The organism is Streptococcus parasanguinis (genome assembly GCF_001069785.1).
Taxonomy (GTDB): Bacteria; Bacillota; Bacilli; order Lactobacillales; family Streptococcaceae; genus Streptococcus; species Streptococcus parasanguinis_T.
Genome location: NZ_JVSR01000075.1, coordinates 1 through 12,600, shown reverse-complemented (window position 1 = coordinate 12,600; position 12,600 = coordinate 1). Strand labels below are relative to the sequence as shown.

General features: G+C 43.4%; 14 protein-coding genes. 2 read left to right on the top strand and 12 right to left on the bottom strand.

What is annotated here, in order from left to right; translation table 11 throughout:
• Window positions 1-54: 54 nt before the first annotated feature.
• The 7 genes from ADG03_RS06605 to ADG03_RS06575 form a co-directional block, all read right to left on the bottom strand.
• Window positions 55-978: an L-lactate dehydrogenase gene (locus ADG03_RS06605; RefSeq protein WP_049473146.1), complete on the bottom strand. Its 924-nt coding sequence runs from the start codon at window positions 976-978 to the stop codon at window positions 55-57.
• A 152-nt stretch (window positions 979-1,130) separates the two neighbouring features.
• Entirely contained in the window at window positions 1,131-2,066 is a 936-nt protein-coding gene (locus ADG03_RS06600; protein ID WP_049473145.1) for an Rpn family recombination-promoting nuclease/putative transposase, read from the bottom strand.
• Window positions 2,067-2,148: 82 nt separating this feature from the next.
• Window positions 2,149-3,879, bottom strand: coding sequence for a DUF2075 domain-containing protein (locus ADG03_RS06595; RefSeq protein WP_049473144.1), 1,731 nt, complete (start codon window positions 3,877-3,879; stop codon window positions 2,149-2,151).
• Window positions 3,876-4,214: a nucleotide pyrophosphohydrolase gene (locus ADG03_RS06590; protein WP_003006111.1), complete on the bottom strand. Its 339-nt coding sequence runs from the start codon at window positions 4,212-4,214 to the stop codon at window positions 3,876-3,878. The genes ADG03_RS06595 and ADG03_RS06590 overlap by 4 nt, the downstream gene beginning before the upstream one ends.
• A 126-nt stretch (window positions 4,215-4,340) precedes the next feature.
• Window positions 4,341-4,706, bottom strand: a complete 366-nt coding sequence (locus ADG03_RS06585) for a TIGR02328 family protein (protein ID WP_049473143.1) — start codon at window positions 4,704-4,706, stop codon at window positions 4,341-4,343.
• Window positions 4,707-5,084: a YbgA family protein gene (locus ADG03_RS06580; RefSeq protein WP_049473142.1), complete on the bottom strand. Its 378-nt coding sequence runs from the start codon at window positions 5,082-5,084 to the stop codon at window positions 4,707-4,709.
• 259 nt (window positions 5,085-5,343) lie between these two features.
• Window positions 5,344-5,601: a SemiSWEET family transporter gene (locus ADG03_RS06575; protein ID WP_003011864.1), complete on the bottom strand. Its 258-nt coding sequence runs from the start codon at window positions 5,599-5,601 to the stop codon at window positions 5,344-5,346.
• A gap of 280 nt (window positions 5,602-5,881) precedes the next feature.
• Here ADG03_RS06575 and ADG03_RS06570 point away from each other — a divergent pair, with 280 nt between their 5' ends.
• Window positions 5,882-6,145, top strand: coding sequence for a SemiSWEET family transporter (locus ADG03_RS06570; RefSeq protein ID WP_003012241.1), 264 nt, complete (start codon window positions 5,882-5,884; stop codon window positions 6,143-6,145).
• Window positions 6,146-6,512: 367 nt separating this feature from the next.
• Here the strand turns inward: ADG03_RS06570 and ADG03_RS06565 are convergent, their stop codons facing one another.
• The 5 genes from ADG03_RS06565 to ADG03_RS06550 form a co-directional block, all read right to left on the bottom strand.
• Window positions 6,513-8,498, bottom strand: coding sequence for an ABC transporter permease (locus tag ADG03_RS06565; protein WP_049473141.1), 1,986 nt, complete (start codon window positions 8,496-8,498; stop codon window positions 6,513-6,515).
• Complete coding sequence (locus ADG03_RS06560) at window positions 8,499-9,257, bottom strand: ABC transporter ATP-binding protein (RefSeq protein WP_049473140.1); 759 nt, start codon at window positions 9,255-9,257, stop codon at window positions 8,499-8,501. It lies immediately after the preceding gene.
• Window positions 9,258-9,272: 15 nt separating this feature from the next.
• On the bottom strand, window positions 9,273-9,401 hold the full coding sequence (locus ADG03_RS11935) for a hypothetical protein (protein ID WP_256263225.1): 129 nt from the start codon (window positions 9,399-9,401) through the stop codon (window positions 9,273-9,275).
• A gap of 114 nt (window positions 9,402-9,515) precedes the next feature.
• Entirely contained in the window at window positions 9,516-10,490 is a 975-nt protein-coding gene (locus ADG03_RS06555) for a sensor histidine kinase (protein ID WP_049473139.1), read from the bottom strand.
• Window positions 10,483-11,160 (bottom strand): response regulator transcription factor, encoded by a 678-nt coding sequence (locus tag ADG03_RS06550; RefSeq protein ID WP_049473138.1) that lies wholly within the window; start codon window positions 11,158-11,160, stop codon window positions 10,483-10,485. Before ADG03_RS06550 ends, ADG03_RS06555 begins: the two co-directional genes overlap by 8 nt.
• Before the next feature lie 169 nt (window positions 11,161-11,329).
• Here ADG03_RS06550 and ADG03_RS06545 point away from each other — a divergent pair, with 169 nt between their 5' ends.
• The gene (locus tag ADG03_RS06545; RefSeq protein WP_049473137.1) at window positions 11,330-12,514 is read left to right on the top strand and encodes a DUF2974 domain-containing protein; all 1,185 of its coding nucleotides are present in this window, start codon (window positions 11,330-11,332) and stop codon (window positions 12,512-12,514) included.
• The last annotated feature ends 86 nt before the right edge of the window (window positions 12,515-12,600 follow it).

Here is a 12,600-nt window from a genome sequence, read left to right as displayed (position 1 = left end):
ACGACGAAATCGAATTCTAACGAATTACCGATTTCTGTCCCACTCTCTTTGCTTTTATGCATGCTCTAATCCTTTTCGTGTATTTTCTTTGATAGTTTCAGCTGAATGGAGCAATTTTTCTTTTTCTTCTTCTGTCAAATGCAAATCCAATCGTTCAAGAATTCCTTTTCGACCTACAATTGCTGGGTAGCCAAGATAGGTTCCATATTCTGGACGATAGTTAGACACTGGCATTTCCTCATGGCTATCATTGATCACAGCTTCTGCCAAGCGTTGGGCTGCTGCTGCAATCCCAAAATTGGTATAGAATTTGCCAAAGAAAACCGTGTGGCCACCGCGCAAGGACTCGTAGTTGATGGCGTCAAGTTCTTCTTGAGAGAAGAGATCGGTAATAGCATGTCCCTTAACACGGACCTGACTCCAAGCGACAAATTGAGAATTCCCATGCTCACCGAGGTTGTAGCCTGATACACTAGCAGGAGAAACCTGCAAACGATCCGCAACTGCACGCTTCATCCGAGCTGTATCCAGTAAAGTCCCTGTCCCAATCACCTGCTCTTTTGGAAGGCCAGTATATTGTTGATAGAGTTGAGTGACGGCATCGACCGGATTGGTCACTACCAATAAGACCCCGCTAAAGCCAGAAGCCTTCAAATCACGCGCTACTTGCACCACTTGCTTACTGGTAAAGGGAAGCTCCGCAAAACGGTCATCAGTGTTATTAGCCTGCAACTCGATATTTCCAAGAGTCGACACCACGACATCCGCGTCTCCTAAAGCCGCGTAGTCATTGACCGTGATATGAACCGGATACCCCGTATTGGCAACTGTATCACAGAAATCCAAGGCATCTGCCTTGACCTTTTTCTCATTGGTATCAATCAAAACCAAATGATCACAGGTGTGTTTCAAAATCATGCTGTGGGCCAAGGTCGCACCCACATGCCCCAAACCAATAATACCAATTTTTCTTGTCATCAGAATCCTCTTTTCTAGTATCGATCACACTGTTGGTGAGGATAGCTCTTTGTTGACTCTATTCTACCACAATTCTAGAAAGGCGGATTGAAAAAATGGGAAAATTTTCAAGTTTTTTCAAAAAGAAAAGAGGCAGTGCCTCTTTTAACGACTCAAGAAAGAAGAGTCTCAATCTCTTCAAGCGATAAACCTGTCATCTCTGAGATAAGATCAGGTGTCATTCCTCGTGAGATCATCTCGCATACCAACTGTTTACGACCTTGTTCCAGGCCTTGTTCCAAACCTTGTTCCAAGCCTTGTTCTAAGCCTTGTTCCAGCCCTTGTACTAAACCTTCTTCACGCGCTTCATCAATCGCCGTCTCCAGGGTCATATCATAATTTTCTTGAATACGAATCCGCTCGTCTATCATGGTCTTCTCCTCCTTGGTCCAGCTAGATGAATCTAATAATGAATCTGCGTGAGCAACGGCCTGACTGGGAGCTTTTGTAAAGGGAAGATTCCCAAAAAACTCCAACCATTGTCTGCCTGCATCTGTCAGATTCTCATCTTTATTATACTTGTCTAGCTCTAAAAAGGCAACCTGCAGAAGATTTTGGTGCTTGCCATTTTTATAATAGGCCTTGAGTTGTTTGCCAGACCGGCTATTGGTCAACCAGTATTTGTTGATGGCGGCCTCTTCGTCTAGTAAGAGCGACTTCTCCAAAATCGCAATCCCATAGACGGGCTCCATCTGCTCGTACATCTTATGCGTCTGTCCTTGCTGGCGCAGTTTTTGCACATTCTCCACCAGCTGATTGGCCAAATAGTAATGGAAGCGATTCAAGAAATACTGCTGCTTGCGAATCTGGATCTCGATGATCACCTCGGTCCCGTCGTGGAGCTTGGCTCTCACATCCACCGCAGTGGAGAACAAGTCATCCTCCTCATAGGCCATGCTGTGGGGCTGGCTTCCTTCCACAATCTGAGCATCTGCCACATCCAGCTCCAAAATGTCCCGAATAAATGCTGCCGTCACCTCCGGTAAACTAAAAATCTTCTTGGCCATGATATCCAAGGTCGGCGATACATGCGCGTGTCTTTTCTGCATCCCTGCTCCTTTTCGATAAAAAATAGAGGGAAGGTCCCTCTACTTCTATCATTCGAAAAAAATTTGGGAAATAGGAAGCATCTTATTTTGTCGCATTTTTTAAAGCTTGTTGAAGTTCTTCATCAACCGCATAGACGTATAGCCCGTTAACTCCACGGGTTAACAAAACATTTAACTCATTTCGCAATAATGTTTCTCCGTAATTAATCATTTCACCTGATTCAAGTTTTCTGTTTTGAACAGCACTTTTATTTTTGCTTTCACTTATATCAAAAATAATTTTCCCGTCTCTATATTTGACAGATGGGCCAATGATAACTCCCACATAATTTAGATCAAATCCCTGAACGGTAAATGTTGAGCCAATTTCATGAATCGTTTGAGACTGCTCTATCCAGGATAAATGTTTAGATTCTTTTTCTTTTGCAAGTTGTCTGTTCCACGGACAAGACCAGTCTCCGATACGGACACACCAATAGTCAGAATCCTTCGGTTTTGATTGACTACTATATTCCCAATCATAGGTTGCTGTTAAGCGTGAAATCCCTAAACTCTGATTATCATTTTTTTCCTTGATTGCACTTTGAAGTTCTTCAGGAGAATCAAAAACTCTAATATCATAATCATTATCAATTGGAACCTCATTTACAACTCCAACATCAATCAGGTTCCTTATCCACTCAACTGTTTCTTTAGTTGCATGGATACGCATTTGGTTATGTAGCGTAATGAGATTTCCTTTTAAATTGGCTTCATGTTCCAATTTCAAGAAAGCATCATCTGTCCATATTTGGGATTTGTTCATGATCTGATTTTCATCATAAACAAGTACTACTACTTTTGATTTAGAAAGTAAATCATTTAGATGATTCCCACCTAGATAAGCTTGATTTTTTGCAGTCAATAATAAATGACCTTCATCAACCACTACAATTCCAGCATCAGTTTTTTCTTTTTTCAGAGCATTTAAAAATTGAGTTGGTTTCATCACAACATTAATATTTGATCCACTCTTCCATTCCAATTTTTTCTCAATTTCTTGGTAAACACTGAGTTGATCATCATGATTCACAACCAAATTGATATCATTGTTCTCACGAATCATTTGAGTATCTTCAGAATTCAACAAATCATCGATGAGGGAACTCATCAAAACCGTTTTCCCTGCACCAGCATCACCCTTTACTAAAATTAGAACTCCTGTTTCATTTTTACTAATGACAGATGTAATTTTGAGCAATATTTCATTTTTGGCCTTCACTTGTTCATCTGTTAACTTGTGAAATGGAGAGGATTTAAATATCGCTGAATTTCGAATAAAACTTTCTGCTGGGAATAAATAATGGTTTTTCCGATTTAGGGTTCTCCATATCTTTGAGAAAATCTCGTCTAACTCTTCGGAAGTATAATATTGGTTTTGAGGATTTCCTCTTCTATTCTGAACCCTTTCAACTTGGTCAACACTTGATAAGTAAAGCATTAACCTATTCTCAATATCCAAGGTCAAAGATTTATTGAAATGGTTGTGTCCAATAACAAACATTTTAGAGGTTTTAGATTGTTCAAATTGTCGCCAATCTTCTCGGTCTTTCTTTATATCATCTGATAGGTGCTGATTTGTTCTACGAATGATATCTGTTGTTTCTCCGACATAAACACTATACTTGTTTTTATTCTCATCGTTTACGATGTATACAGTTGGATAATCAAAGATAAGCTTAGAATGTTTCGGAGCAATCGTTTCTTTTAATTGATCAAATGTTCGATTTGAATAATCGATTTCTATAACTACGGGTGATTGAATATTGCTCATTTTTTCTCCAAGTCCGTATATTTTTTATTATTTCCCTTGCTTAATTCTACAGGATATTTTTTTGCATTTATATCAATTTTCTCTTTTATAATTTCTTCTACATCCAGATTCAAATTATCTGCTAACATGAAAGAATACATAAAAACATCCGCAAGTTCTTCTTTGATTTCTTTTAATGACTTTTCAACTACTTCCTCTGATTGTTTCCACTGAAATAGTTCCAACAATTCGCTCGCTTCTAGTGAAATCGAAATGGCTAAATCTTTTTCATTATGAAACTTTCTCCAGTCACGTTCATCTCTAAATTGATTAATTAAGTCGATTAATTCTTTCATCCGTCTATCCTTTTCCTGTGCATAATCTCCTATTATTATAGCATGTTTGAGAAAGAAATTAACGCTTTCAAAGCATTTTGTTGGTTTTTCGCACAAAAAAACGAACCTGGTCTGGTTCGTTCTTTCTTAGTCTAGTTGGATTCCTTTTTCTGCTAGGTTCTCCAGGCATTCTTGAAGGTAAGTATCCTGGTGCTCGGGGTAGATGGGGGTGCTCAAGGCTTCCTCTTCTAATTTTGAATAAGCTGGGCAGGTCTTGCCTCGGTAGGTTGGCTCCCACCACTCTGGGCTGACCTTGTAGCCACGAGCGGTCATCTCCTCCATGATCAGGCGGTGATAGGCATAGAGGCGATAAGGTGAGTAGTCAAAGACATAGTTGACCGTCGCGTGCTTCTTGCCCCAGCCATTACCCCTTAGGGCGCAGCATTCCCGGTGTTGGCCCAGGAGCTGGGGACGAGGGAGTTTGGGAATCAAATCTTGGTGCCAGAGTCTCATCTATTGACCTCCTAGTAGTGTCGAGTCTTGCAAGTAGCGATTCGGGTAGCGCTCTAGGAGCGTCTGGATCCCCTTGATCAGATCTTCTTGGCTAGCTTGGCCATGCTGGTATTTCTCAAGTAGCAGCATAAAGTCCGCCTTTTCCTCAGGAGTCGCCTGCTTTTTGAAATAGCCCCAGATATGCTGGAAAGCATTGGAGACCTGGCCACGATTTTCCGGCAAGGCCAGTGCTTGCTGGATCAGGTCCTCGACGTGACTGACCTCCACCTGGTCTTGCTTGAGATATTCCCGGATTTCCTTGTAGAGATTACTGGAATGACTCAGCACCAGGTATTTATTTTTCGCCCATAGGACTTGACATTGATGTTTTTGATCCACTCTTGTCTCCTTTTGATCTTCTCTATGAATAGTCCTTCCATTATACCATGGAAATGATTCATTCCATCAAAAAGAGGCCGGGACAAAAGTCCTGGCCTATCAACTGTCTTTGGATTGTCGAGCAAGACGCAGTGGTTGAGTGGGCTCTACTACGCTGATTTCATCAGCTTTTACAGCCCTACTCAACTGTGCGGAGGTGGGACGACAAAATCGAATTCTAACGAATGACCGATTTCTGTCCCACACTCTCTTTCATTGATTACAAGGCTGTGATCGCTGTGATCAAACCAAAGATGATCCCTGGTGCATTGGCTGCAGCAAGTGGGATATCGCGTTCTTTTTTAAAGAGGCCGTAGTAGACCCAAAGGCTACAGTTGATGGCTGCGACAAGCGGTTGAATAAAGTTTCCTTTGTGACCAGCGAGGTTGTCCATGATTTGTGGAAAGTAAGACACATACATCATGACAGACATAAAGGTCGCAACCCAACCAAGGATTTTCATTTGTTTTTCATTCATTTTCATGATACCTTTCGTTTTTTAAGTACGTACTATTCTAACGCTTGCCCTCTTAAAATTCAATTACTTTTTTCAAATGTTACCGAACTGTAAAGTGTCACAATCTTGTGATTTTGCAGGAAGATGGATTTCTTTTCGAATGGATTTTCTCTCTAGTTGCCATTTTTTGACACTTTGTCTAATTCTTTTGCAAATGTGATCGTTTTCATTTTGCGTAGCATGCAAATTAATTGCATTATCTTCCTACTTATGCTATTTTAATACACAGAGGTAAAATTTTATGAACAAACAAAAAATCAACCAAATCGTTGGCTCGATCGGTGCCTTTATTGGGATTATCGTTTTCATTGCCTACATCCCACAAATTATTGCTAATTTACAGGGAAATAAGGCCCAACCTTTCCAACCCTTGTCAGCTGCTATTTCTTGCTTGATCTGGGTCATTTATGGTTGGACAAAGGAACCTAAAAAAGACTGGATTTTGATCATTCCAAATTCAGCAGGTGTCATCCTAGGGGGATTGACTTTCCTTACATCACTTTAATAGAAAGTGAACAAAGACTGAACTCTACGGGTTCAGTCTTTGTTGTGTATCCCTTTGAAAAACAAAAACAATCGCAGTCGGTTTTCGTACAAAAAAGCCCGCTATGAGCAAGCTAAAAAAATTGACAATTCTTTTCTTTGGATAACCTATGCTGGATTATTGTGCAAAAATATCCAAATAATATCTGATTATTATTAGAGTATATTGAAACTTTCCGCTGTGAGAAAAGTGCCTGAAATAATTATGTTTCAGGCACTCGGAATTATTGAGACCTTAGGCTCAATAATTAGTCATGGAACTTCTTCGAAGTTCGCTGACGTCCGTACTCACCTAAGGAAAGTTTCTAATTTAATTTGAGTTTCTTTTCCTAAATCTGCACAATCTTACGATAGCTCCGAGAGGTGATCCAAAAGACGATTAGGTAGGTGATGAGAAAGACGGCACAGACACTGAGGGTCACGATGAGGACTTGGCCACTATTGATGACACCGAGCACTTTGAGAATGAGGCGGATCATATGGTAGGCAAAGGCCAGGTGGACAAAGGCAAAGATGAGGGGGAGGAAGAAGACAGTCCGCACTTGACGGTTGATGGTCCGTTTGACCTCATCTTCATCAAGCCCTACCTTTTGGAGGATGACGAATCGGTCACGGTCTTCATAGCCTTCTGAAATTTGCTTGTAGTAGATAACGATGACTGTTCCGACCATAAAGATCAATGACAAGAAAATACCGATAAAGAAGATGCCACCAAAGAGGCTATTCAACTCTGCCACATCATTGGCACGGTTCCCCCCATAGACAAATGTTCCTTGGGCCTGTTGGCTACTCAATTCATCGATCATCTTGTCATAGCTGGCTGCCAGCTTGAGTTGCTGGTCTTCGTCAACATTGACATTGAATCCACCGTAGATATTGGTATTGATGGCAAGATTTGGAAACTGGGCTACAAAGGCTGAGAGGTCAGGCACGATCAGGTAGTTGAAATCCTCCGTCAGCATATTAAACTGATTTGGCACATGATCGGTGATAAAATCCTTGCTCACTTCTTCCTTGACTTGGAAGTCTTGCCCGTTGATAGTGAACTGCTTTTGCCCTTTAAGATCCTTGTTATGGGCAAAGAGGATGACTTGGTTGCCAGTCAGATCGACATGTTCGCCTGTCATGTGTTCATAACTAGCTACATCAAAGACCATAAAGACGGTTTTAGGAGTGACGCTGCGTTCATCAGCTGGATATACCGTGAAGTCCGTGCCCTTTTGTGATTTAACCCCAAAGTTGGCATAGGTCATCAGGTCGCGATTCTTGATCTCGAGATGATGCTCAGAGGCAAATTCATCAAATTTCTGATTGATTAGCTCCAGGTCTACCCCTTTTCCTTGGACAGAGAAATCATGAGGCGCCATGATTTTCTTGACCATTTCGCTACCGACATAGATGTTGGTTGCTGCAGAGATGGTCACAAGCACCATGGTCGAGAGGATGGCAATGGTCGCAAGCCCCACTGCATTTTTCTTCATACGATAGATGAGATTAGAGACCGAGATCATATTGTTGGGCTGGTAATAGTAGTTCTTCTTTTTCTTAAGCAGATGCAAGAAGACGGTGATCCCAGCATTAAATAGCAGGTAGGTCCCAATCATGACCAGGATAACGGCTAGAAAGAAGGTCACAAGCGCAATGATGGGGTCTTTGACAGACAAAGCTAGGTAGTAGCCACAACCGAGAGCTGCTAATCCAAGAATGGTTTGGGGCCACAGGAAGCGAGCTTTCTTTTCTCCACTGGCCTTCTCACGCGTCAACTGCAAGGCATTCAAACGGAGAATGCGCCAAGCATTGAGAAGAATCAAAAGTCCAAAGATGAGACCAAAGGTGACAAAGACCAAGATAACAATCCCAGGTTGGAAGGTAGATACTAGCTGGACCTTCATCTTCATGAGTTTCAAGAGAAAGGCGAAGATCAGCTTGTCAAAGAGGGCTCCAATCAAGACACCGGCTGAGATGGTTAGAAAGCCAAAAAGCAAGAGTTCCTTGAAGATCATGCTGATGAGATGGCGTTTTTCAAGGCCTAGCATGCTGTAGATCCCCAGCTCCTTGGAGCGATTTTTCATGACGAAGCTATTGGCATAGAGCACGATGATAGCTCCTGCGGCATTGACCACGAAGAACCCCAAGCTGAGAGTGAACACTATGGAAGAGCCCCCTCGAAGCTCGGAAATACGGGGATTAAAGGTCAGGGAGTCAAAGAGGTAAGCGATGGTCACTGCGAGAATGACCGCAATCGCAAAGGGATAATAGAGCTTGCGGTTCTTAATCAGATTGGAGCAAGCTAATTTAGTGGTTAATCGAAACATCTACTCCACCTCACTTGCCATGATCGTCAGAGTATCCGAGATTTCTTGGAACATCTGACGCTCCGTTTTTTTCCCGCGGAAGATCTGGTTGTAAAGAATCCCGTCCTTGATAAAGAGCACGCGCTTGGCCCGAGCTGCCGCTGCGGTTGAGTGGGTCACCATGAGGATGGTTTGTCCCATGCTATTGATATCTTCAAAGACATCTAGAAGAGCAGCCGAGGACTTGGAATCCAGCGCCCCTGTTGGCTCATCAGCAAGGAGAATTTCAGGTGAGGTGATGATGGCCCGTGCTACAGCCACCCGTTGTTTTTGCCCACCAGAAATTTCGTAAGGGTATTTCTCAAGGAGTTGGTGAATGCCCAATTCCCGACTGACGCTCTCGACCTTACTCATCATTTCCTTGACGGGTCTGCGTGAGAGGACGAGAGGGAGAAGGATATTGTCCTTGACGGACAAGGTATCGAGCAGGTTGAAGTCTTGAAAGACAAAGCCAAGTTTTTCCCGACGGAAGCTCGAGGCATCCTTGTTCTTGATAGTTGAAGTATCGGTACCGTTGAGGTAGACCCGCCCTTCGGTCGGCTGATCCAGCATGGCTAGGATGTTGAGGAGGGTCGATTTCCCGGATCCTGATTCCCCCATGATGGCCACGTATTCGCCCTTTTCAACGGTAAAATGGATATCCTTTAAGGCTTCAACCTGCGTTCCTTGAAAGCGGGTTTTGTAGATCTTTTTGATATGTTGAACATCTAGTAATGACATGCTTTTCTCCTTTTACTAGTAGATCAAGAAAAATTCTTGGGTTTGTTGCAGGACTTGGAGACCAAATTCCGTCTTTTCAAGATCGGTTTGGTTACAGGGTTTCTCAGTCTTTTTGAGTTGTTTCATCCATTTCAAGAGTTTCATTTTCTTGACCTCCTTCATTTGATGAGACTATTGTATAAAAAATAAAAGGCGGCTACCATAACCTAACCTTTCATTTTACCGTTTATTTCTTACATTTTTGTAAGATGGAGAATCTTAATCCATGACCAACTTCTTTTCTTCAAAGCGAATGGCAACGGTCGTGCCTTGGCCGACCTTTGAATGGAGGGTGATCCTGTGGCCCAATTGCTCTGCGATTTTCTTAGATAGATAGAGGCCCAGCCCTGAAGATTGCTGGGTCAGGTGGCCATTGTAGCCGGAGAAGCCCCGCTCAAAGACACGGAGGACATCGCTATTTTTGATCCCAATCCCGCTATCTTTTATATAGAGAGTCTGGTCTTTAAAATAGATTTCAATCCCACCTGTGCTGGTGTACTTGAGGCTATTGGACAAGAGCTGCTCGATGATGACCAGGAGCCACTTGCGATCGGTGATGACCTCCTCTTCCAAATCATGCAGATCCACGGTCAAGTTCTTTTGGATAAAAAAGAGGGCATACTTGCGGACTACTTCTTTGACCAAGTCTTCTACCGACACGCGCTTTAAGACTAGATCATCATGAAAACTCTCCAGTCGCAGGTACTGCAATACCAGATTGGCATAGGAGTCAATCTTAAAGAGCTCCTGCTCCATCTGCTGCTTGACAATGGGCGTCTCGACATCTTGCACCAAGAGCTGGCTGGCCGCAATGGGCGTCTTAATCTGGTGAACCCAGAGGGTATAGTAATCCATCAGGTCATTGAACTTGGCCTGGGCTGTCTTCCCTTCCTCCAAGCGCGCCTGCTGTTCTTCCCTGTATTTTTCATAAAGAAGGTGTTCTAGTGGTGAGGCAACCTCAACTTCCTCATAAAGTGAGGCTTTGCGATAGTCCTGAAATGTCATGGCGAAATCCCAGATCAAGACACAGAGGGCAAAAAAGCCTAGCACTAGGGTCGCATAGAGGAAAACCGTCCCGGTCTCTGGAAATAGATAGGCAAAGACCAGATCGACCATCAAAAAGATGACCAATAGATAGAGTAGGCGCCTGCGGGATACCACATATTGCCAGAAGATCGTTCCAAATTTATTCATGGGTCAACCCGTAACCGATGCCTTTCTTGGTTTCGATGAAGTTTGACAAGCCAGCCTCCTCTAGTTTCTTGCGAAGGCGGGCCACATTGACAGACAAGGTATTGTCATCAATAAAGAAGTCGCTATTCCAGAGCTCCTTCATCATATCATCGCGCGCCACGATACTGCCCGCATGTTCAAATAGGACGCGCAGGATCTGAAATTCATTCTTGGTCAGCTTAATGACTTCTCCTTGGTACATCAAGTCTGTGGACTTGAGATTGAGGATGGCTCCCCGGTGTTCCAGCAAATTTTGATCTGTCCCAAATTCGTAAGAGCGGCGCAAGAGTCCTTGGACCTTGGCAAGGAGGACATTTTGATCAAACGGCTTGGTGACAAAGTCGTCTCCCCCCATATTGATGGCCATGACAATATCCATGGCTTGATCCCGTGAAGAAAGAAACATGATCGGAACCTTTGAAACCTTACGAATCTCCTGGCACCAGTGGTAACCATTGTAGAGAGGCAGGCCAATATCCATGAGGATCAAGTGGGGGTCACTTTCGACAAAGATCCCGAGGACATCCATAAAGTCCTCTACTGCGACCACTTCATAGCCCCATTGTTCCAATAATTGTTTGACTTGTTGGCGGATAATTTCATCGTCTTCTACTAAGAGAATTTTATGCATGGCTTTCTTTCCTTCTTTTTTTCTTCTTCCTATTATAACAGATTAAACAGCAGAGAAAAAGGCTGTTTCAGAGGGAAAGAAGAGCTGGCCTCTACTTTCTTGATAGGAGGCGCTTTTTCTACATCCATTTTTGTGCTATACTGAAAGAAATAAGACACGGGAGGCACAGATGTCGACGATTTTTGATTACCTAAAAGAAGTGACTTATGATTCCATATATGACCGTCCCTTCAAGGAGCTGGATGTTCTCGCTTTGACAGAGCTGACCTATCTGCCCTTTGGACACATTGTACCTCAAGGAGATACAACAGGAATCCCAGTGCGCCTGTCTGATGCGATGGAACTGATCGACCGGACAACCGATTTCATCGTGAGTAACCAGCACCTCCAATTAGTCGATGAATTAGCTACTTCAAAGCGCTTTAAGAACATCAAACTCCTTAACTATGTCGATGAGTACGATCCCGATGTACAAAAACAGTTTGCGGCCATGACCTATCGGCTTAGTCTGGATGCGTATTTGGTCGTTTTCAGAGGAACGGATGATACCTTGATCGGCTGGAAGGAAGACTTCCACATGACCTATATGGACCATGTTCCAGCTCAGAGGCGCGCAGCCAGCTACCTGCAACATGTCATGAAGGAATTTCCAAAAGGACGTTTCTTAGTAGCCGGTCACTCCAAAGGGGGCAACCTTGCGACCTATGCCTGCTCTTATCTACCTGATTCCTTATTTGAGCGGGTCGACGCGATCTACAGCTACGATGCTCCTGGCCTCAACAAGGCCATCATCGAAACCGAAGGCTACCAGCGCACGTCCCCAAACATTCGTCGATTTGTCCCTCAAGGATCCATCGTTGGCATGATGTTGGAAGTGCCAGAACCGACGACCATTGTCAAAAGTCGCGCCTTGGGTGGTTTTGCCCAGCACGACGCCTTCACTTGGGAAATTAAGGACTACAGCTTTGTGACCGTTTCTGAAACCAGCCCAGATAGCCAACAGACAGATCTCACCTTGAAACAATGGGTTCGTGAGACCTCGGCAGACGAGCGCAAGAAGTTCTTTGATACCTTTTTTGGCATTTTTCTAGATGCCGGCATCACTTCCATCAATGATCTAACCGATCTCAAGCAGCTAGCTAAAGCCAAGGAAATCCTCCAAAATGCCCAGGATTTGGATCCAACCGAGCGAGAAATGCTGGAACGTCTCGCTAAACAACTCATCGACACCAGGGTACAAGCTTGGAAAAAATGGCAGACGGTTCCCCGTATCCTGGTTCAAATGGCTGCATTTTTCAAGCGAAAAAAAGCAGTCGAGACTTCCTCACCACTGCTTCTTGAGCACAAGGAGTGAAGCTCAACTACTGACCTCTTCTATTCACTAGAACGCAAAATGAGGCTGGGACAAAAGTCCTAGCCTCTTAATTATCTTTGGATTGT